Origin of the sequence: Actinocorallia libanotica (assembly GCF_039525175.1) — a bacterium.
Taxonomy (GTDB): Bacteria; Actinomycetota; Actinomycetes; order Streptosporangiales; family Streptosporangiaceae; genus Actinocorallia; species Actinocorallia libanotica.
This window is the reverse complement of sequence record NZ_BAAAHH010000005.1, coordinates 255,207-274,260: the sequence shown is the minus strand read 5'-3', so window position 1 is coordinate 274,260 and position 19,054 is coordinate 255,207. Positions and strand designations below refer to the sequence as shown.

Annotated in this window: 16 protein-coding genes; 10 read left to right on the top strand and 6 right to left on the bottom strand. The window is 71.9% G+C overall.

Features of this window, described 5'->3' with window-relative positions; translation table 11 throughout:
- The first annotated feature begins 43 nt into the window (after positions 1 to 43).
- The 3 genes from ABD140_RS09735 to ABD140_RS09725 all read left to right on the top strand — a co-directional run bounded on the left by ABD140_RS09735 (position 44) and on the right by ABD140_RS09725 (position 4,493).
- The gene (locus ABD140_RS09735) at positions 44 to 1,498 is read left to right on the top strand and encodes a M1 family metallopeptidase (protein WP_344239046.1); all 1,455 of its coding nucleotides are present in this window, start codon (positions 44 to 46) and stop codon (positions 1,496 to 1,498) included.
- Positions 1,499 to 1,657: 159 nt separating this feature from the next.
- Entirely contained in the window at positions 1,658 to 2,977 is a 1,320-nt protein-coding gene (locus tag ABD140_RS09730) for a M1 family metallopeptidase (RefSeq protein ID WP_344239044.1), read from the top strand.
- A 112-nt stretch (positions 2,978 to 3,089) separates the two neighbouring features.
- Positions 3,090 to 4,493: a M1 family metallopeptidase gene (locus ABD140_RS09725; RefSeq protein WP_344239042.1), complete on the top strand. Its 1,404-nt coding sequence runs from the start codon at positions 3,090 to 3,092 to the stop codon at positions 4,491 to 4,493.
- A 34-nt stretch (positions 4,494 to 4,527) separates the two neighbouring features.
- On the opposite strand, the gene ilvA is transcribed toward ABD140_RS09725, so the two are convergent.
- Both ilvA and ABD140_RS09715 read right to left on the bottom strand, forming a co-directional pair.
- A complete protein-coding gene (gene ilvA / locus ABD140_RS09720; protein WP_344239041.1) occupies positions 4,528 to 5,739 on the bottom strand; it encodes a threonine ammonia-lyase in 1,212 nt (403 codons plus the stop codon).
- 82 nt (positions 5,740 to 5,821) lie between these two features.
- Positions 5,822 to 7,195, bottom strand: a complete 1,374-nt coding sequence (locus ABD140_RS09715) for a glycoside hydrolase family 18 protein (protein WP_344239039.1) — start codon at positions 7,193 to 7,195, stop codon at positions 5,822 to 5,824.
- A gap of 141 nt (positions 7,196 to 7,336) precedes the next feature.
- Between ABD140_RS09715 and ABD140_RS09710 the strand changes: the two genes are divergently transcribed.
- Positions 7,337 to 8,197 carry an alpha/beta hydrolase gene (locus tag ABD140_RS09710; protein ID WP_344239037.1) on the top strand — a complete coding sequence of 287 codons (861 nt, stop codon included), beginning with the start codon at positions 7,337 to 7,339 and terminating at the stop codon, positions 8,195 to 8,197.
- 46 nt (positions 8,198 to 8,243) lie between these two features.
- On the opposite strand, the gene ABD140_RS09705 is transcribed toward ABD140_RS09710, so the two are convergent.
- From ABD140_RS09705 to ABD140_RS09695, 3 genes are read right to left on the bottom strand one after another with little or no spacing between them, the layout of a single operon-like run.
- The gene (locus tag ABD140_RS09705; RefSeq protein WP_344239035.1) at positions 8,244 to 8,681 is read right to left on the bottom strand and encodes a hypothetical protein; all 438 of its coding nucleotides are present in this window, start codon (positions 8,679 to 8,681) and stop codon (positions 8,244 to 8,246) included.
- 21 nt (positions 8,682 to 8,702) lie between these two features.
- The gene (locus ABD140_RS09700; RefSeq protein WP_344239033.1) at positions 8,703 to 10,637 is read right to left on the bottom strand and encodes a hypothetical protein; all 1,935 of its coding nucleotides are present in this window, start codon (positions 10,635 to 10,637) and stop codon (positions 8,703 to 8,705) included.
- 17 nt (positions 10,638 to 10,654) lie between these two features.
- Positions 10,655 to 12,043 carry a sigma 54-interacting transcriptional regulator gene (locus ABD140_RS09695; RefSeq protein WP_344239031.1) on the bottom strand — a complete coding sequence of 463 codons (1,389 nt, stop codon included), beginning with the start codon at positions 12,041 to 12,043 and terminating at the stop codon, positions 10,655 to 10,657.
- A gap of 88 nt (positions 12,044 to 12,131) precedes the next feature.
- Between ABD140_RS09695 and ABD140_RS09690 the strand changes: the two genes are divergently transcribed.
- Together ABD140_RS09690 and ABD140_RS09685 are read left to right on the top strand one after the other, a co-directional pair.
- Positions 12,132 to 13,301: an FIST signal transduction protein gene (locus ABD140_RS09690; protein WP_344239029.1), complete on the top strand. Its 1,170-nt coding sequence runs from the start codon at positions 12,132 to 12,134 to the stop codon at positions 13,299 to 13,301.
- Positions 13,291 to 14,223, top strand: a complete 933-nt coding sequence (locus ABD140_RS09685) for an ROK family protein (RefSeq protein ID WP_344239027.1) — start codon at positions 13,291 to 13,293, stop codon at positions 14,221 to 14,223. The genes ABD140_RS09690 and ABD140_RS09685 overlap by 11 nt, the downstream gene beginning before the upstream one ends.
- A gap of 98 nt (positions 14,224 to 14,321) precedes the next feature.
- On the opposite strand, the gene ABD140_RS09680 is transcribed toward ABD140_RS09685, so the two are convergent.
- Positions 14,322 to 15,467: a cystathionine gamma-synthase gene (locus tag ABD140_RS09680; RefSeq protein ID WP_344239025.1), complete on the bottom strand. Its 1,146-nt coding sequence runs from the start codon at positions 15,465 to 15,467 to the stop codon at positions 14,322 to 14,324.
- A gap of 168 nt (positions 15,468 to 15,635) precedes the next feature.
- On the opposite strand from ABD140_RS09680, the gene ABD140_RS09675 reads away from it, so the two are divergent.
- The 4 genes from ABD140_RS09675 (at position 15,636) to ABD140_RS09660 (ending at position 18,917) form a co-directional block, all read left to right on the top strand.
- Positions 15,636 to 16,160, top strand: coding sequence for a toxin-antitoxin system HicB family antitoxin (locus ABD140_RS09675; protein WP_344239023.1), 525 nt, complete (start codon positions 15,636 to 15,638; stop codon positions 16,158 to 16,160).
- A gap of 97 nt (positions 16,161 to 16,257) precedes the next feature.
- Positions 16,258 to 17,115 carry a DUF4097 family beta strand repeat-containing protein gene (locus ABD140_RS09670; protein WP_344239021.1) on the top strand — a complete coding sequence of 286 codons (858 nt, stop codon included), beginning with the start codon at positions 16,258 to 16,260 and terminating at the stop codon, positions 17,113 to 17,115.
- 27 nt (positions 17,116 to 17,142) lie between these two features.
- Positions 17,143 to 18,117 carry an ATP-binding cassette domain-containing protein gene (locus tag ABD140_RS09665; protein WP_344239019.1) on the top strand — a complete coding sequence of 325 codons (975 nt, stop codon included), beginning with the start codon at positions 17,143 to 17,145 and terminating at the stop codon, positions 18,115 to 18,117.
- Entirely contained in the window at positions 18,114 to 18,917 is an 804-nt protein-coding gene (locus ABD140_RS09660; protein WP_344239017.1) for an ABC transporter permease, read from the top strand. Before ABD140_RS09665 ends, ABD140_RS09660 begins: the two co-directional genes overlap by 4 nt.
- Positions 18,918 to 19,054 lie beyond the last annotated feature (137 nt).

Below are 19,054 nucleotides of genomic sequence, written 5' to 3'. Positions count from 1 at the left end.
GGCCGGTTGCCCAGTTCCCCGCTTAACAGGCAATCTGGGCAGTGTGCATATCCGACGTCCCGCCGCGGCGGCCCTCTCCCTCTCCCTGGTCGCCGCGCTGAGCATCGGCTGCCGGGGCGGGGAGCCCGTCCCCGCCCCCGCCGGCCCCGTCCCCACGGCCGGCGCGCCCTCGCCCTCCTCCGCCGCGCCCCTCGTCCCCGACCAGGGCTCGGTCGGCGACCCGTACGTGCCCGGCGACGGCAACGGCGGCTACGACGTGCGGCACTACTCCCTCCAGCTGAAGATCACCCCCGCGGACGAGCGGCGGGCCCTGGACGCCGTCGCGGTGATCAAGGCGCACGCCCAGCGGGAGATGTCCGAGTTCAACCTCGACCTCGCCGGCCTCGACGTCTCCCGGGTGGAGGTCGACGGCCGCAAGGCCGACTTCCTGCACCAGGGCGAGGAGCTCACCGTCCGGCCGTCCGCCACCATCGCGGGCGGCGGCGACTTCACCGTCACCGTCGCCTACTCCGGCACCCCGCAGCCGGTCGACGACCCGATCCTCGGCCGGTACGGCTGGATCCGGACGCCCGACGGCGTCGCCGTGGCCTGCCAGCCCAGCGGGGCACACACCTGGTTCCCCGGCAACAACCATCCGAGCGACAAGGCGACCTTCGACCTCGCCCTGACCGTCCCGCAGCACCTCACCGCCATCAGCAACGGCGAGAGCGGCCCGAAGACCGTCAAGAACGGCATGGCCACCACGCGGTGGAAGGTCGAGCAGCCGATGGCCCCCTACCTGGCCATGCTCGCCGTCGGCGACTTCAAGGTGAAGGAGGGCGTGACGCCCGGCGGCATCCCCATCCTGGTGGCCGTCGACGCCTCGGTCCGCGCCCCCTCGGTCGAGGACTTCTACCGGGTCAAGGCGCAGATCACCGACGAGTGGGTGAAGCTGTTCGGGCCCTACCCCTTCGGGTCCACAGGCGGCGTCGTCGACAACGCCGACGTGAGCTTCGCGCTGGAGACCCAGTCCCGCTCCATCTACGGCGACTTCGAGCCCACCCAGGGGATCATCGCGCACGAGCTGGCCCACCAGTGGTTCGGCGACAGCGTGAGCGTGACCCAGTGGCGCGACATCTGGCTCAACGAGGGCTTCGCCAGCTACGCCGAGTGGATCTGGGAGGAGCGCGTGGGCGGCCGCGACGTCCAGACCCGCTTCGACGACCTCTACCAGCGCACGCCTCCCACGGCGTGGCAGGTCCGCACCGGCGATCCCGGACGCCAGGAGCTGTTCAACGGCTTCGCCGTCTACGACCGGGGCGCGATGACCCTGCACGCGCTGCGCACGAAGATCGGGGACGACGGCTTCTTCTCCCTGCTGCGCCGGTGGGCCGAGGACCACGAGTACGGCAACGCCACCACCGACCAGTTCGTCGCCCTCGCCGAGAGCATGTCGGGCCAGGAGCTGTCCGCCTTCTTCCAGTCCTGGCTCTACGAGCAGGCGCGTCCCCCGCGCTGAGTAGATCGGCGGTCAGCACTCCGTCAAATGCCGTGTGCGGGGGCGACACCGCCCACCTCCCGCCGCAAGGTGGTCCCCGTGCATGGGTTTCGAACAGTGGCGGCAGGGACCGCGGCGGCGCTTCTGATGGGTCTCACCCCGGGAGCGGGCGCCGGAGCGATGGGCAGAGCGGCAGAACCCGGTGAATCCGGGCTCGGCGACGGCTACTTCCCCACGAGCGGCAACGGAGGCTACGACGTCGGCAACTACAAGGTCGACCTGAAGTTCACACCCGAGGGCCACCAGGTGGAGGCCACCGTGGAGGTCAAGGCGAAGGCGGAGCGGGAGCTGTCCTCCTTCAACCTCGACTACCGGGGGCCGAAGATCACCAAGGTCACCGTGGACGGGCAGGCCGCCGAGTACGAGCGCAAGGGCCGGGAACTGGTCGTCACCCCGGCGGCTCCGATCGCCGAGGGCGCCGCCTTCGAGACCGCCGTGAGCTACACGGGCACCCCGCCCACGCTCACCAACCCCGGGCTCGGCTCCTACGGCTGGAGCAGGAGCAAGGACGGCGCGCTGGTCACCGCGCAGCCCGACGGCGCCTCGGCCTGGCTGCCGTCCAACGACCACCCCAGCGACAAGGCGACCTTCGACTTCGCCATCACCGTGCCGGCCAAGCTGCGCGCCTACGCCAACGGCGAGCCGGGCAGGCCCGTCACCGAGAACGGGCTGACCACCTACCACTGGCACGAGCGCTCGCCCATGGCCACCTACCTGGCGACCATCGCCATCGGCAAGTTCGTCGAGCGGCGCAGCAAGGCGGGCAAGGTCGAAGTCATCACCGCGGTGGACCCCAAGTACCGCAAGTCTCTCAAGCGGGTGCACGACACCACGGTCAAGACGATGCGCTGGCAGCAGAAGCTCTTCGGGCCCTACCCGTTCAGCACCACCGGCGCCATCGTGGACGACCCGCAGCTCGGCTACGCGCTGGAGACCCAGAGCCGCCCGGTCTACGGCGGGTTCGTGCCGGACGAGGCGTTCATCGTGCACGAGATCGCCCACCAGTGGTTCGGCAACAGCGTGAGCCTGCGCCGCTGGGAGGACATCTGGCTCAACGAGGGCTTCGCCACCTACGTGGAGTGGCTGTGGAAGGAGCGCCACAACCGGCACGAGAGCACCCGCAAGATCTTCAACCGGTACTACCGGCAGTCCGGGAACTCGCCGGCCCTCAGCCCCGTGCCGGGCAGGCCGGGCCGCAAGGAGATGTTCGGCTTCTCCGTCTACATCCGCGGCGCGATGACCCTGGAGGCGCTGCGCCGCAAGGTCGGCGACCGCGCCTTCTTCCGCACCCTGCGCACCTGGGCCGTGGAGAACAAGGACGGGTACGGCGACACCGAGAAGTTCATCGCCCTGGCCGAGAAGACCTCCGGCAAGCAGCTCGACCGGCTCTTCAAGGTCTGGCTCTACCAGAAGGGCAAGCCCGCCAAGAACAGCTGGTGATCTTCGTCAACGATCGATGATCTCCGGCAGGTCGGCGGGGGACGTGTCGTTACCGCCGATACGGTGTCACACGGGTCAAGATGGAACCACCCCCGTGACAGGAGACACCGCGATGACCGTCCCCCGCCTGCTGGCCGCCGCCGCCGTGACGGCCTCGCTGGTCCTGCTCCCGGTGGCCGCCGACGCCGCGGTCGACTACCGCCCCGGCGCGCCGGGCGCCGGAGACTCCTACTTCCCCAAGATGGGCAACGGCGGCTACGACGTCCGCCACTACGGGCTGCGGCTCGCCTATGACCCGGCGACCAGGCACCTGACCGGCACGGCGACCATCACCGCGACGGCGGTGCAGAACCTCTCGCGCTTCAACCTCGACCTGCACGGCCTGACCGTCCAGAGCGTCAAGGTGAACGGCAAGGCCGCCAAGTGGCGGCGGTCGGGCTTCCAGGAGCTGACCGTCGTCCCGGCCAAGGGCCTGCGGGCGGGCGGGAAGTTCACCGTCGTGGTGAACTACGGCGGCGAGCCGCGGCGCATCTCCGACGAGCCGCTCGGCTCGTCCGGCTGGATCGCCACCACCGACGGCGCGGTCGCGCTCAACCAGCCGTTCGGCGCCGCCACCTGGTTCCCGGTCAACGACACCCCCAAGGACAAGGCGACGTACTCCTTCGCCATCACCGTGCCGCGCAAGCTGACGGCGCTGGCCAACGGCGACTTCGTCAGCCGCAAGGTCAAGGGCGACAAGGCCGTGCACCGCTGGCGGATGCGCCAGCCCATGTCCAGCGAGCTGTCGATGGTCGCCATCGGCGACTACGAGACGCTGCGCACCAGGTCCGGCGGGCTGCAGAGCGTCGTGGCGTTCGACTCCGCGCTGGCCACCTCCCGCAAGCAGCTCAAGGCCTACGACAAGAAGACGCGGGCCGTGCTGAAGTGGCAGTCCAAGCTCTTCGGCCCCTACCCGTTCACCTCGACCGGCGGCATCGTCGACGAGCTGGACGTCGGCTACTCCCTGGAGACCCAGGCCCGCCCGGTGCACGACTGGAACGCCCCCGGCAAGAACCCGCCGGACGACCTCGTCGTGCACGAGCTGGCCCACCAGTGGTTCGGCGACAGCGTCACGCCCGCCCGCTGGAAGGACATCTGGCTCAACGAGGGCTTCGCCACCTACGCCGAGTGGATGTGGAGCGAGCGCAGCGGCGGGCGCACCGCCGAGCAGGCCTTCCGCAGCGCCTACGCGGCGGGCCCCGAGGCCGACGTGTGGAAGGGCGTGCTGGGCGACCCCGGCCGCGACCACATCTTCGACAACCTCGTCTACCAGCGGGGCGCGATGACCGTGCACGCGCTGCGCAAGGAGCTCGGCGACGACGTCTTCTTCCGGCTCGTGCGCGGCTGGCTCGCCGCCGGCAAGGGCGGGACGGTGAGCACCGCGAAGTTCCACGCCTTCGCCGAGAAGTTCAGCGGCAAGCAGCTGGACGAGCTGTTCGACAAGTGGGTGTACAAGGCGGGCAAGCCCAAGCTCTGACGGGCGCCCGCGGCGCGGCGGGGCCTGGCGCGGCTCAGTTGAACTTGACCGTGTAGCCCTGCCTGCGCAGCCGCCCCATGACCTCTCCGCTGTGCTCGGGGCCGCGGGTCTCCAGGTGCAGCACCACCTCGGCGTCCTCCAGGTGGAGCCGTGCCGCGACCCGCTCGTGCATGACGTCCAGCACGTTGACGCCGAGCTCGGCCAGCTCCGACAGCAGTCGCACCAGCGCGCCCGGCCGGTCGGTGAGGCGCACCCGCACCACCATGTAGCGCCCGGCGGTGGCCAGGCCGTGCCGCAGCACCTTGGCCAGCAGCAGCGGGTCGATGTTGCCGCCGGACAGCACCGCCACGACCGGCGGGCGCATGGCGTAGGTGTGCTCCAGCAGGGCGGCGACGGAGGCGGCCCCGGCCGGCTCCACCACCTGCTTGGCCCGCTCCAGGGTGAGCAGCATCGCCCGGGAGATCGACTCCTCCGAGACCGTCACCACCGAGTCGACGTGCTGCGAGACCAGCTGGAAGGTCAGCTCGCCCGGCCGCCCCACCGCGATGCCGTCGGCCATCGTGGGGCTCGGCGTGACGCTCGTCGGGCGGCCCACCGCCAGGGAGGGCGGGAAGGCGGCGGCACGCTTGGCCTGGACGCCCAGCAGGCTCCCGGCGAACCCGCTCTCCTTGAGCGCGACGCCCAGCCCGGACGCCAGGCCGCCGCCGCCCACGGCCGTGACGACCGTCCGCACGTCCGGGCACTCCTGGAGGATCTCCAGCCCGAGCGTGCCCTGCCCGGCGACGATGTCGGGGTGGTCGAAGGGGTGGATGAACACCGCGCCGTGCTCGCGGGCGTACTCCTGCGCGGCGGGCAGGCAGGCGTCCACCGTGTCGCCCGGGTAGATGATCTGCGCCCCGTAGGCGCGGGTGGCCTCCACCTTGGGCAGCGGCGCGCCCGCCGGCATGAAGATCGTCGCCTTGCAGCCCAGCAGCGAGGCCGCGAGCGCCACCCCCTGGGCGTGGTTGCCGGCGCTGGCCGCCACCACTCCCCTGGCCCGCTCCTCCTCGCTCAGCCGCGAGATGCGGGTGTAGGCGCCGCGGATCTTGTAGGAGCCGGTGCGCTGCACGTTCTCGCACTTGAGGTAGACGGGCCCGCCCACCAGCTCCGAAAGGTGCCGGGAGCGCAGCAGCGGGGTGCGGACGAGCACGTCGTCCAGCGCCTCCCGCGCCCGGCGGATCGCGTCGAGGGTGACGGTCTGGCTCATGTGCCCATCCTGGCAGTCCGGCGGCGGGCCGCCGTGACGGCAGGGCGGCGGGCCGCCGTGACGGCGGGGCGCGGGGCGGCCGTCATGACAGGGCCTTGAACAGGGCGGCGCTCAGGGACGCCTTGTCGTCGTCGCCGTCCAGGGACCAGAACATGCCGCCGCGGAGCTTCCTCTTCTTGATGTAGGCGGCCTTGGTCCGCACGAGCTCCGGGTCGTCGTAGGACCACCAGGTGTCGCCGTCGTACTTCCAGACGGCGCCGGCCTCCTCGTCCCGGTGGACGGTGCCCTCGCGGCGGGCGAGGACCTTGTAGTCCTCCAGCCCCTCCTCGTGGGCGCCCTTCGCCGGGCCCGTCCCGGCCTGCCACAGGCCCTTGTTCCTGCCGGGAACGCCCTTCCAGCCACGGCCGTACATGGGGATGCCGAGGTTCATCTTGGCGGCGGGCCATCCGGCGTCCAGGTAGTCGCTCAGCGAGGCGTCCACGCTGAACTTTCCGGGCGTGCCCGGGTCGTCCGCGGCGTCGTAGAGGTTGCTCTGGTGGCCGGTGCGCTCCTCCCACTGGCCGTGCAGGTCATACCCCTGGAGGCTGCCGTAGTCGAGGTACTCGTGGATCTTGGCGACCTCGAGGTTCTTGATGTCGCTCGGCGCGGCGGGCAGGAACATCGACAGGCCGTAGCGCCTGCCGTCCTTCTCCCCCTGGGCGTCGAGCTGGCGGCGGAACTCGGCGAGCAGCAGGGTGAGGTTGCGCTTGTCCTCGGGCCGGTGGACGTTGTCGTTGTAGCCGGGCGAGCCGGGCCACTCCCAGTCGATGTCGATGCCGTCGAACAGGCCGGCGGCCGCGCCCTCGCCGCCCGCCCCGCCGGTCTCGGGCAGGTTTCCCCGGATGAACAGGTCGAGGCAGGACTCGACCATCGCCTTGCGCGAGGCGGCGGTGAGCGCCCCGTTGGAGAAGTACTTCGAGCCGGTCCAGCCGCCCATCGCCAGGTTGATCTTCAGATCCGGGTACCGCTCCTTGAGCCGCCGCAGCTGCCCGAAGTGCCCGCGCAGCGCATCGTCCGCCTCGTCGGCGACGCCGTCGACGCTGTCCTCGGCCTTGTAGGCGCGGACGTAGTCGTCGTGGGCGCTGGGACCGGAGCCGCCCTTGGACGTCACCGAGCAGCGCCCCTTGGGGTCCGGCTCGGCGAAGGCGTACTGGATCGTGGTGAGGTTGCCGACCGCGCCGCTGGTCACCAGGTTCTTCACGTGGAACTCGCGCTGGTAGGCCGCCCAGCGCGGGAAGTAGCCGATGCGGTCGTACTCCCGCTGCGCGGCGGTCTCGCGCGGCGCGGGGTCGGCGGCGCCCGTCTCCTCCTTGATCACACCGGCGGCGAAGGGGAGAGCCGCGACCAGGACTCCTGACAGGACGGCGGCCGCGGTCCAGTAGGCGGTTCGGCTCACTGCGGGGTCTCCCGTGCTCATCGGCTCAGTCGCGCTGCTGGTCAGAGGGGACGTTACCCTGCGCGCACCGGATTTCGCGAGACGGAGGGGGCGCAAGGGACTTTTAACGCCTGTACCGGTCTTTCCCCTATGAGAGGTTCTCACCCACTAGGCTGCTGGCTCATGCGCGCGCTCCTTGTCACCTCCGCGATCGTTGCGGCGTCCGTGGGCTGGGCAGGCCCCGTCCAGGCGGCCCCCGTGGTCAAGACGAAGACGGTGGCCTTCGGCACCCTCAAATCCCAGCGCATGGACATCTACGCGACGCCCGCCAAGAACAAGAAGAAGCGGCCCGCCCTCCTGCTCATCCACGGCGGCTACTGGTGGGGCGGCGACAAGTCGCACTGGAAGTCCTTCGCCAAGGACCTCGCCGCCCGCGGGTACGTGGTGTTCTCCACCAACTACCGGCTGAGCCAGCAGGCGGTCTGGCCCGCGCAGCGCGATGACGTCGAGGGCGCGGTGAAGTACATCCGCAAGCGGTCGGCGAAGATGGGCGTCAACCCCAAGCGCATCATCGCGATGGGCACCTCGGCCGGCGGCCAGCTCGCCTCCATGCTGGCCGTCCACGGCACCGGCGGCACCCGGGTGCGGGCCGTGGTGGCGCTGTCCCCGGTGAACTCCCCCATGGAGGGCTACGAGGCCGGCGGGCAGGAGAACGCCGACTACTACACCCGCAGGCTGCGCCAGGCCGTGGTCCAGCTGCTGGGCTGCACCCCGGTCTTCCAGGACCCCGACTGCTGGCCCCTGGTCACCGACGCCACCCCCGACGAGCACGTCACCCCGGGCGACGCGCCCACCCTGATCGTCCACTCGGCCAAGGAGTTCGTGCCCGCCGAGCAGAGCCAGGCGCTGCGCGCCGAGATGCGCGCGGAGGGCGTCCCGGTGACCCTGCGGGAGCTGCCCGGCGACCGGCACGGCGCCGAGATCCTCAAGAACAAGAAGAACTACAACCAGGTGCTCAAGTGGATCGCCAAGTGGGCGAAGTGAGCACCAGGGCGAAGTGAGCGCCCGGGCGGCGTGAGCGGCGCCCGCGTCAGCCGTTCCAGATCATCAGCACCAGGATCACCACCCACAGCAGCGCCGTGATGCCCGACACCGCGGCGATGCGGCTCTGCTCCGCCCTGATGTCGGGTCCCTCGGCGCCCGGCTCGGCCTTGCCGAGCTTGGAGATGACCTTGCCCTGGTCGCGCTCGATGAGGAGCAGCAGCAGGAAGGCGACGATGAACAGCGTCATCGACGCCGACAGCCACACCTGGTCGAACCTGCCCTCGGCCAGGAACAGCCCGAACACGAAGATGCCCAGCGTGGCCAGCCCGTAGATCCGGGTCGTCAACCGCAGGTAGCGCAGGACCTGCACGTTGCGCGCCCGGATGTAGCGGGGCGTGGACATGGTGGCCGCGGTCAGCGGGCCCAGCGTGAAGATGGCGAATCCCACGTGCAGGACGAGCAGGATGCGATCAGCGGTCGACATACCCCGACCTTAACCTGCCGATCACCCTCTCGCTCGCAGATAGTCACTGACCACGTACTCTCCGAGTCGCCCGGAGTCCGGGGAGAAGACCCGTCCGCCGTTGCGCCGGGCCAGCTCCTCCACGAACGCCACCAGCCTGCGGTCCTCGGCCAGCATGAACACGTTGAGGGTGGCGCCGCGCCGCGTCATCTTGTCGACCTCGGCGAAGGTCAGCGCCACGGTCTCGGGCGAGGGCGGGTAGTCGAACACCGGCAGCCCGTCGGACCGCAGGTGCGCGGTCGGCTCGCCGTCGGTCACCACCAGCACGATCGGGTCGAAGCCCGGGTGGGCGTCCAGGTGCCGCCCCGCCAGCAGCAGCGCGTGGTGCAGGTTGGTGCCCTGGACCCAGTCGGAGTCCAGCACGGCCATCTGCTCGGGTCGCAGCACCCGGGCGTGCCGGGAGAACCCGATGATCTGGATCGCGTCCTGCGGGTACTGGGTGCTGACCAGGGAGTGCAGCGCCAGCGCCGTCTGCTTGGCATCGGCCCAGGAGCCGCGCGTGACCATCGAGTACGACAGGTCGACCAGCAGGCAGACCGCCGCCGCGCTGCGCCGCTCGGTCTCCTTGACCTCGAAGTCCTCCGGCAGCAGCCGGACGTCGGACGGGTCGCGAAGGAGCGCGTTGGAGACCGTCCGCACCACGTCCAGCGGCTGCTCGTCGCCGAACCGCCACTGCCGCGACGTGCCGGTGAACTCGCCCGCCTGCCCCGCGTCGCGCTGGTCGTGCTGGCCGTTGCGGCCGGCCTTGAGCCGCGCGAAGACCTTGCGCAGCGCCGACTGCCCGAGTCTCCGGACGGCCTTGGGCGTCAGCTCCAGCCGGCCGCCCTCCCGGTTGAGATAGCCCTGGCGCTCCAGCTCCGCCTCGATCCGGCGCAGCTCCGCCAGGTCGTCCACGGCGCTCCGCCCCAGCGCGCGCCGCACGGCCTCCTCGTCCACGTCGGCCAGGTCCGCGCCGGGGTAGTCCTGGCGCAGCGCCGCCTCCAGCTCCGCCAGGTCCGCGAGGTCGGCCAGCGCGCCGGTGGCGTCGGCCAGGCCGAGGGAGTCCTCGCCGTCCATGCGCTGCGTGCCCGACCAGTCCAGGTCGGGGCGGCGCCGGCGCAGCGCGTCGCCGAGCCGCGACATCTCCAGCTCCAGACCCGCGTCCTGCAGCGCCTCGGCCATCAGCCCGGCCAGCTCGGCGCGCTGCTCGGGGTCGAGGGAGTTCATCAGCCGGTTCAGCGCGGCCGAGCGGCGGGCCAGGGAGTCCACCAGCTCTTCCAGGGTCCGCGGCTCGTCGGGGAAGAGGTCGCCGTACTCGGCCATGAAGGCGTCGAAGTCCTCCTGGCGGTGCTCGCCCCTGGCGTCGGCCTCCAACATCGCGTTGAGCGCGGCCATCATGTGCTTGACCCGCTCCGTCCCGGCCGGATCCCCGCCCTGGAGCGCCTGCTTGAGCCCCTCGAACTGGGCGTCCAGCACGTCGTCGCGCAGCAGGTCCTTCAGCCGCTCGAACGTCCGCCGGGCCGCCTCCGAACGCCACCGGTAGTCCCGCAGCGCCCGGACGGCGCGCGCGGTGTCGGACGGCAGCTGGTCCAGCTCGGCCTCGCGCAGCCGCGCCTCGTCGGACGGGTCGGGGAACAGCTCGGCGCGCTCCTGGCCCACCGCGGTGTCCAGCAGCGCCCTGGCCTCCTGGAGGATCCCGTCCATGCGGCCGCGCCCGCTCAGCTCGCGGCGGCGTTCGCGGACCTCCCGCAGCAGGTCGTCCAGGCCCCGGCGGCCGTTCTCGCCGCCCGGGCCCCGCCGCAGCAGGTCGCGCAGCGCGTCGGAGACGCGGCCGCCGTTCAGCACCTCCTCGCCGACGGCGTCGAGCGCCTCGCGGACGTCGTACGGGGGCGCCAGCGGGTCGGGCCCCTCCCGGTACGGTCCGTAGCGGTACCTCATGGTTCCCCCTCGCCCGCTCAGGTGCGGTAGGTCGAGCCCTCGCCCGAGACGTCCTTGGACAGGCGCCGGGTGAGGTACAGGCCCTCCAGCGCGAACTCCAGCGCCGCCGCGGCCTGGCCGGGCGAGTCGCCGTCCAGGTCCAGCAGCTCCATCAGCTTGGCCAGCCCGCGCACCGGGCCGAGGCGCCTCAGCAGCTCCGCCGAGGGCACCAGCTCGCCGGTGTCCACGCTCTCGCCCGCGTCGAACCGCTCCAGCAGCCCCGACAGGTCGGCGCCGCCCAGGTGGCGGCGGAAGGTCTCGGCGACGGCGCGGCGCAGCAGGTGCTCCAGCACCTCCTGCTCGCGGCCCTCCTCGCTGACCTCGAACTCGACCTTGCCCATCAGGCTCGGCACCACCGCGGGCAGGTCGCAGGCCCGGGCCACGGCCCGCTCCTCGCCGGCGAGCGCGGCGCGGCGCAGCGCGCCCGCCGCCACCGTCTCGGCGCCCGCCACGGAGAACCGCGCCGACACGCCGGAACGGGCGTCGACGGCCTTGGACTCGCGGACCAGCCGGGTGAACCGGGCGATCACCTCCAGCAGGTGCCGCGGCACCTCGGCGACGAGGTCGGCCTCCTGGACGACGAGGTCGAGCTCGGTGGCGAGCTCCAGCGGGTAGTGGGTGCGGATCTCCGCGCCGAAGCGGTCCTTGAGCGGGGTGATGATGCGGCCCCGGTTGGTGTAGTCCTCGGGGTTGGCCGAGGCGATGAGCAGCAGGTCCAGCGGCAGCCGCAGCGAGTAGCCGCGGATCTGCACGTCCCGCTCCTCCAGCACGTTCAGCAGCGCCACCTGGATGCGCTCGGCGAGGTCGGGCAGCTCGTTGACGGCGAAGATCCCCCGGTTGGTGCGGGGCACCAGGCCGTAGTGCACCGTCTCGGGGTCGCCCAGGGTGCGGCCCTCGGCGACCTTGATCGGGTCGACGTCGCCGATGAGGTCGCCGACGGAGGTGTCGGGCGTGGCGAGCTTCTCGCCGTACCGCTCCTCGCGGTGCCTCCAGACGACCGGCAGGTCCCCGCCCGCCTCTTCGGCCAGCCTCTTACACCGGATGCAGACAGGCTCAAAAGGATGATCGTTGATCTCGCAGCCCGCGATCACCGGCGTCCACTCGTCGAGCAGGCCGATCAGCGTGCGGATCAGCCGGGTCTTTCCCTGGCCCCGCTCGCCCAGCAGGACCAGATCGTGGCCCGCGAGCAGGGCCCGTTCCACATGGGGGAGCACGGTCTCATCGAAACCGACGATTCCCGGAAATCTCTTTTCCCCTGTTTTCAAACGTGACAGGAGATTTTCTCGCAGCTCGGTCTTCACGGGCCGGTGAACATGGCCCGAGGCGAGCAGTTCGGCGAGCGTGGTCTCACGCGGTTGGGAAGGCACCTGAAAGAGATTACGTCCCCTCTGTCCCAACCGCACTGTTTACATGGGAGTGGTTTCGGATCTGGGTCAAGACCGGTTGAATCAAATCATGACTCGTTTCGGGGACGGACTGGCAATGGGGCCCGATCTCGTCCGCGCGGCCGAAGAGGCCGTACGGCAGGCGACGCGGGCCCTCGACGGAAGAGCGGATCTCCTGTGCGTGTTCGTCAACGGGACGGACCCCCAGGAGGTCGAGCGCGCCGCACGGCACGCGATGGCCTTCAGCGACGCCCGCACGGTGCTGGGGTGCAGCGCCGACGGGGTGATCGCGGCGGGCAAGGGCATCGAGGAGGCCTCGGCGGTCAGCGCCTGGGCGGCGATCCTGCCGGGGGCGCGCCTGGAGCCCTTCCGGCTGGAGACCCTCCAGGCCGAGGAGCGCCTGGTGGTGGTCGGCATGCCGGAGAACTCGCCGGAGGACGTGGCGGGGATCCTGCTCGCCGACCCCTACTCCTTCCCCGTGGACGCCTTCGTCGAGCGCTCCGAGGAGGTCCTGCCCGGCCTCCCGCTCGTCGGCGGCCTCGCGGGCGGCGGCCAGGGCGAGACACGGCTCTTCGTGGACGACCAGATCGTCGAGACCGGCGCCGTCGGCGTCGTCATCGGCGGCCCGGTCAACGCGGTGACACTGCTCAGCCAGGGCGCCCGGCCCATCGGCCCGCCGATGACGGTGACCAGCGCCGAGCAGAACGTGCTGTTCGAGCTGGCCGGGGCGCCCGCCCTGGACAAGCTGGAGGAGATCATCGCGGGCCTGACCGAACCCGAGCGCGAGCTGGCCACCCAGGGCCTGCTCATCGGGATCGCCATGGACGAGTACGCCGAGGAGCACGAGCAGGGCGACTTCCTGGTGCGCGGGGTCGTGGGCGTCGACGCCGACACCGGGGCGCTGGCCGTCGGCGACGTGGTCACCACCGGCCAGACCGTCAGATTCCAGGTGCGGGACGCCGGGGCCGCCGACAGCAACCTCACCCGCCTCATCCGGGGCTTCGACATCGGCCCCGTCGAAGGAGCCCTTCTCTTCTCCTGCAACGGCCGGGGACGCGCGATGTTCGGCGCCTCGGACCACGACGTGCGGGCCCTGGACCGGTTCGGCTCCGTCGGCGGATTCTTCGCCGACGGGGAGATCGGTCCGGTGGCCGGCCGCAACCATATTCACGGTTTCACCGCCTCCATTCTCGCCTTCGCAGGCTCCGACACAGGAAGGACAGCGCCGCATGAGCGATGAGCGCGTTCTAGCCGTAGACATCGGTGGCACCAAGATGGCCGTGGGCATCGTCGACCCGAACGGACGGGTCGAGTCCTACGAACGAACCGAGACCCCCCGCGTGGACGCCGAAGGACTGTGGCGAACGCTGGAGGCCCTGCTCGACAAGCTCCACACCGACGGCGAGCTGATCGGCGTCGGTGTGGGCTGCGGCGGGCCCATGAAGTGGCCCTCGGCCGAGGTCTCCCCCCTCAACATCCCCGGCTGGCGCGACTTCCCCCTGCGCGACCGGCTGCGGGAGCGCCACCCGGGGCTCGCCGTCCGGGTGCACAACGACGCCGTCGCCGTCGCCGTCGGCGAGCACTGGCGCGGCGCGGGCAAGGGCTCGGACAACGTGCTGGGCATGGTGGTCTCGACCGGCGTGGGCGGCGGCCTGATCCTGGGCGGCCGGCTCATCGACGGGGCCAGCGGCAACGCCGGGCACATCGGCCACATCGTCGTCGACCCCGGCGGCCTGCCCTGCACCTGCGGCGGGCGCGGCTGCCTGGAGGCGATCGCCCGCGGCCCGGCCCTGGCCGCCTGGGCGGAGGCCGAGGGCTGGCGGGCGGAGCAGCCCGCCGCCACCGCCAAGGACCTGGCCGCCGACGCCGGGCGCGGCCACCCCATCGCGGTCGCCGCCATGCGCCGCGCCGGCCGCGCCTTGGGCATCGCCATCGCCTCGGCCACCCACCTGTGCGACCTGGACGTCGTCGCCATCGGCGGCGGCCTCGCCCAGGCCGGACCCCTGCTGTTCGCCCCCCTGGAGGAGACCTTCCGCGCCCACGCCCGCATGCGGTTCGCCCGCAACGTGCGGGTCGTCCCCGCCGCCCTCGGCCAGACCGCCGGCCTGGTCGGCGCCGCCGCCCTGATCTTCGAGGGCGGCAGCTACTGGAACGCGGACTGATGGACCCGGCCCCCCGATAAGGCCGACCGGCCGTCCGGGAGGCGACCCCCGGACCCCCGGACCCCCGCGAGGGCGACAGCCGATCGGCCGGCTGTCGCCTACGCCTTCTCCAGCGCCTGCTCCAGGTCGGCGAGCAGGTCGCCGGCCTCCTCGATGCCGACCGACAGCCGCACCAGGTCCGCCGGGACCTCGAGAGGGGACCCGGCGGCCGAGGCGTGGGTCATCCGGGCCGGGTGCTCGATGAGGGACTCCACGCCGCCGAGGGACTCGCCGAGGATGAACAGCTCCGTGGCCTCGCAGACGCGCACGGCGGCCTCCTCGGAGCCCATGCGGAAGGAGACCATGCCGCCGAAGCCGCGCATCTGCTTGGCGGCGGTCTCGTGGCCCGGGTGGTCGGGCAGGCCCGGGTAGAGCACGCCGGCGACCTTCGGGTGGCCGGTGAGCAGGTCCACGACCCGCGCGGCGTTGGCGCAGTGCCGGTCCATGCGCACGGCCAGGGTCTTGATGCCGCGCAGGGTCAGCCAGGAGTCGAACGGCCCGGCGACCGCGCCCATCGCGTTCTGGTGGTAGGCCAGCCGCTCGCCGACCTCGTCCGAGGCGGTGACCACGGCGCCGCCCACCACGTCGGAGTGGCCCCCGACGTACTTGGTGGTGGAGTGCAGCACCACGTCGGCGCCCAGCGCCAGCGGCTGCTGCAGGTACGGGCTGGCGAACGTGTTGTCGACCACCAGCAGCGCCCCCGCCTCGCGGGCGATCCCCGCCATGGCCTCGATGTCGGCGATGCCCAGCAGCGGGTTGGTGGGCGTCTCCAGCCACACCAGTGACGTCTCGGGCCGGATCGCCGCCCGGACGGCCGCCGGGTCCGCCAGCGGCACCGGCGAGAAGGACACGCCCCAGCGCTCGTAGACCTTGGCGAACAGCCGGTACGTCCCCCCGTAGGCGTCGTTGGGGATCACCACGTGCGAGCCGGGGGCGCACAGCGCCCGCAGCACCGCGTCCTCCGCCGCGAGCCCCGACGCGAAGGCCAGCCCCCTCCTGCCGCCCTCCAGCGCCGCCAGGCACTCCTCCAGCGCCGTACGGGAGGGGTTGGCGCTGCGGCTGTACTCGTATCCCCCGCGCAGGCTTCCGATCGCGTCCTGCTGGTAGGTGGAGACCTGGTAGATCGGCGGCACCACCGCCCCCGTCACCGGATCGGGTTCCTGCCCCGCGTGGATCGCCAGTGTCTCGAAGCTCCGGTCGTTCATCCTCCCAGGTTAGGTGCCCGTCACCCTGCGGAAGGCGAGGACCGCGGGTGCCGGGCGATGTTCTTCCCGCCGAGGACGGTGTTCCGCGCAGTCATGTGACGCCACCCCTGGGCAAAGTGACGTCACTATTCGCTTGACATGACGTCGCAATGACGCCACATTGAAGGCATGGACCTGATGCCGTACGTGGAGAACCTTCGCCACGAGCTCGCCGTCGCCGCCGAGGCGGCCGGCCCGGACGCCCGCGCGCTGGCCGAGCGCCTCACCGGCGTTCTCGAAGCCGCGACCAAGCTCACCCTGCTGGAGGTGCTGTCGGCCGCGGCGGACGAGATCACCGGCGAGCTCGCGCCGGGCTCGGTCGACGTGCGGCTGCGCGGCGGCGAACCGGCGTTCGTGGTGACGTCTCCGTGGCCGGAACCGGCTGCGGAGAACGCGATCGGCGGCCCCGAGACCGCGTCCGCGCCCTCCGCGCTGCCGATCGCCGAGGAGGGCGGCACCGCGCGGATGACGCTGCGCCTGCCCGAACACCTCAAGCTCCGGGTGGAGGAGGCGGCCGGCCGGCAGGGGATCTCGGTCAACGCCTGGCTGGTCCGCGCCGTTTCCGCCGCGTTCGAGCCCGGCACCGGAAGCCGTCCCGCCGACCGGCCCCAGCAGCCCCGGAGCGGGCGCGGCTACACCGGCTGGGTGCGCTAGCCGGCCGCGCCTCCCGCCACCCGTCGTCACCCGTCGTCACCCATCGCCCGGCCCCGAGGCCGGGACGTTCCACCGGACCCGTGAGGAGGGCTCCGCCATGCCCGCTTTCGACACTCCCGAACCGATCATTGCTGACATCGAGGTCTATGTCGGCCAGGTCCAGATCCACGCCGGCGACCGCGCCGACACCGTGGTGGAGGTGCGCCCCAGCGACCCGTCCAACGAGGCGAGCGTGCAGGCCGCCGAGCAGACGTCCGTCGAGTTCTCCGGTGGACGGCTGCTGGTGCGGGGCCCCAAGCCCAGGGGCCTGGGGTACCTGCGGTCCTGGCGCGGCTCCATCGAGGTGACCGTCGGCCTGCCGGCCGGCTCCCGCGTCGAGGGCAGAGGCGCCGCGGGAGGCGTCGTGGACTTCGTCGCCACCGGCTCGCTCGGCCAGACCTTCCTGCACAGCATGAACGGCGACCTGCGCCTGGAGGAGACCGGGCCGCTGGAGGCCAGGGCCTCCACCGGCGAGATCCGGGTGGACCGGGTGACCGGCCCCGTCGAGGTGACCGGCTCGACCGGGGCGATCCGGATCGGGGTCGTCGACGGCCCCGGCACGGTGAAGAACTCCACCGGCGCCATCATCCTGGGCGAGGCGACCGGCGACCTGCAGCTGAAGACCGGCGTCGGCGAGATCACCGTCGGCCGTGTGCTGGCCGGCCTGACCGCCAGGTCCGCGCACGGCCGGATCCGGATCGAGGCGGCGGTGAGCGGCACCCTCCGCCTGGAGGGCGGCCACGGCAAGGTCGGCATCGGCATCCCCGAGGGCACGGCCGCCCGGCTGGACCTGCATTCCAAGAACGGCCTGGTGCGCAGCGCCCTGCCCGCCGCCGACGGCCCCGCGGCCACCGACGACGTCGTCGAGGTGCACGCGCAGACCAGCTGGGGCGACATCGACGTCCACCGGTCCTGACCCCCCGACATCCCTGAGGAGCCCCCCATGAGCGATGCGATCACAGCCGAAGGGCTGGTCAAGAGATACGGCGAGAGGACGGCCCTGGACGGTTTGAGCTTCTCCGTCCCGCAGGGAACGGTGCTGGCCCTGCTCGGCCCGAACGGCGCCGGGAAGACCACGACCGTGCGGATCCTGACCACGCTGCTGCGCCCCGACGGCGGCTCCGCCACCGTCGCCGGATGCGACATCGTCCGCGACGCCGGGCGGCTGCGCTCGCGCATCGGCCTGTCCGGCCAGTACGCCGCCGTCGACGAGCACCTCACCGGCGCCGAGAACCTGGAGATGGTCGGACGCCTCTACCACCTGGGCGCCGGGCGCGCCAAGGCCCGTGCCCGCGAGCTGCTGGAGCGCTTCGACCTCACCGAGGCCGCCGACCGCCCCGTGAAGGGCTACTCCGGAGGCATGCGCCGCCGCATCGACCTCGCCGGAGCACTGGTCGCCGACCCGCCGGTGCTGTTCCTGGACGAGCCGACCACGGGCCTGGACCCCCGCGCCCGCGCCGCTCTGTGGGAGACGATCTCCGAGCTCGTCGCGGGGGGCGGCACGCTGCTGCTGACCACCCAGTACATGGAGGAGGCCGATCACCTCGCCGACCGGATCCTGGTGGTCGACCAGGGCCGTGCCATCGCCGACGGCACCGCCGACGAGCTCAAGGACCGGATCGGCGGCAACCGCATCGAGCTGACCGCGGCCGACGCGGCCGACCTGGAGGCCGCCCGGCGGGTCCTCGAACGCTCGCCCGTCGGCACCATCCGGACGGTGCCGGAATCGCTCCAGCTCATCGTCTCGGTCATCGACGGCCCCGGGTCGCTCCACCTGATCCTCGGCCGGCTCGCCGACGCCGGAATCCGGGTGCGGGACGCCGGGCTGCGGCGGCCCACCCTCGACGACGTCTACCTCTCGCTGACCGGCCGCCAGGCGTCCGGCGCCGACCCGCGGCTCCAGGAGGCCACCCGATGAACGCGCTCATCCTGCCCGTCACCGACGGCTGGACCATCGCCAAACGCAACACCCTGAAGATCAGGCGCTCACCCGACCTCCTCGTCGGCGCCGTCATGCTCCCGGTCGTGCTCGTGCTGCTGTTCGCCTACGTCTTCGGCAGCGCCATCGACGTCCCCGGAGTGCCGTACAAGGAGTACCTGCTCCCCGGCATCTTCGTCCAGGCCGTGATCATCAGCGCGCAGATGACCGGCTACACGCTGACCCTGGACCTGCAGAAGGGCATCTACGACCGGTTCCGCTCCCTGCCCATGGCCCGGTCCGGGGTGCTGATCGGCCAGACCGTCAGCGACCTGCTGCTGAACCTCGCCAGCCTGGTCGTCATGGCGGTGATGGGGCTGATCGTCGGCTGGCGGGTGCACACCTCCCCGGGCGAGGCGGTCCTCGGCTTCGGCCTGCTGCTGCTGTTCGCCTACGTGTTCTCCTGGCTCACCGCCACCGTCGCGCTGGCCCTGCGCACGCCGGAGAGCTTCAACGGCGTCGCGAACATGGTCGCCCTCCCGCTGGTGTTCGTCTCCAACGCCTTCCTCGACAGCTCCAAGCTGCCCGCGCCGCTGCGGGTCGTCGCCGAGTGGAACCCCGTCTCCACCTTCACCCAGGCCGCACGGGAGCTCTTCGGCAACACGGGCACCGCGTTTCAGACCTCCGACGCCTGGCCCATCCGGAACGCCGTCCCGGCCTCCCTCCTCTGGATCGCCGTCATGCTCCTCGTGTTCGTCCCCCTGGCCACCCGCCTCTACAAGAAGGCCGTCAGCGCCTGACCACCGGCGCAACGCGGCCGAGGCCGCGTCCGGGAGGAGGCCCTCATCCTGAGGGAGGTGCCCCTCCCCCGCAGGTACCGGATCGACTTTCCGCACAGGGGTGGATCACAGGAGAGCCGCCCCGCCTCTAGATTGCG

What these genes read in the sequence shown, in the direction of transcription:
- ABD140_RS09730 (WP_344239044.1), top strand. Translation starts at nt 1,658, where the DNA reads ATGGGCAGAGCGGCAGAACCCGGTGAATCCGGGCTCGGCGACGGCTAC.
- ABD140_RS09725 (WP_344239042.1), top strand. Translation starts at nt 3,090, where the DNA reads ATGACCGTCCCCCGCCTGCTGGCCGCCGCCGCCGTGACGGCCTCGCTG.
- ilvA (WP_344239041.1), bottom strand. Translation starts at nt 5,739, where the DNA reads ATGAGCCAGACCGTCACCCTCGACGCGATCCGCCGGGCGCGGGAGGCG.
- ABD140_RS09715 (WP_344239039.1), bottom strand. Translation starts at nt 7,195, where the DNA reads ATGAGCACGGGAGACCCCGCAGTGAGCCGAACCGCCTACTGGACCGCG.
- ABD140_RS09710 (WP_344239037.1), top strand. Translation starts at nt 7,337, where the DNA reads ATGCGCGCGCTCCTTGTCACCTCCGCGATCGTTGCGGCGTCCGTGGGC.
- ABD140_RS09705 (WP_344239035.1), bottom strand. Translation starts at nt 8,681, where the DNA reads ATGTCGACCGCTGATCGCATCCTGCTCGTCCTGCACGTGGGATTCGCC.
- ABD140_RS09700 (WP_344239033.1), bottom strand. Translation starts at nt 10,637, where the DNA reads ATGAGGTACCGCTACGGACCGTACCGGGAGGGGCCCGACCCGCTGGCG.
- ABD140_RS09690 (WP_344239029.1), top strand. Translation starts at nt 12,132, where the DNA reads ATGACTCGTTTCGGGGACGGACTGGCAATGGGGCCCGATCTCGTCCGC.
- ABD140_RS09685 (WP_344239027.1), top strand. Translation starts at nt 13,291, where the DNA reads ATGAGCGATGAGCGCGTTCTAGCCGTAGACATCGGTGGCACCAAGATG.
- ABD140_RS09680 (WP_344239025.1), bottom strand. Translation starts at nt 15,467, where the DNA reads ATGAACGACCGGAGCTTCGAGACACTGGCGATCCACGCGGGGCAGGAA.
- ABD140_RS09675 (WP_344239023.1), top strand. Translation starts at nt 15,636, where the DNA reads ATGGACCTGATGCCGTACGTGGAGAACCTTCGCCACGAGCTCGCCGTC.
- ABD140_RS09670 (WP_344239021.1), top strand. Translation starts at nt 16,258, where the DNA reads ATGCCCGCTTTCGACACTCCCGAACCGATCATTGCTGACATCGAGGTC.
- ABD140_RS09665 (WP_344239019.1), top strand. Translation starts at nt 17,143, where the DNA reads ATGAGCGATGCGATCACAGCCGAAGGGCTGGTCAAGAGATACGGCGAG.
- ABD140_RS09660 (WP_344239017.1), top strand. Translation starts at nt 18,114, where the DNA reads ATGAACGCGCTCATCCTGCCCGTCACCGACGGCTGGACCATCGCCAAA.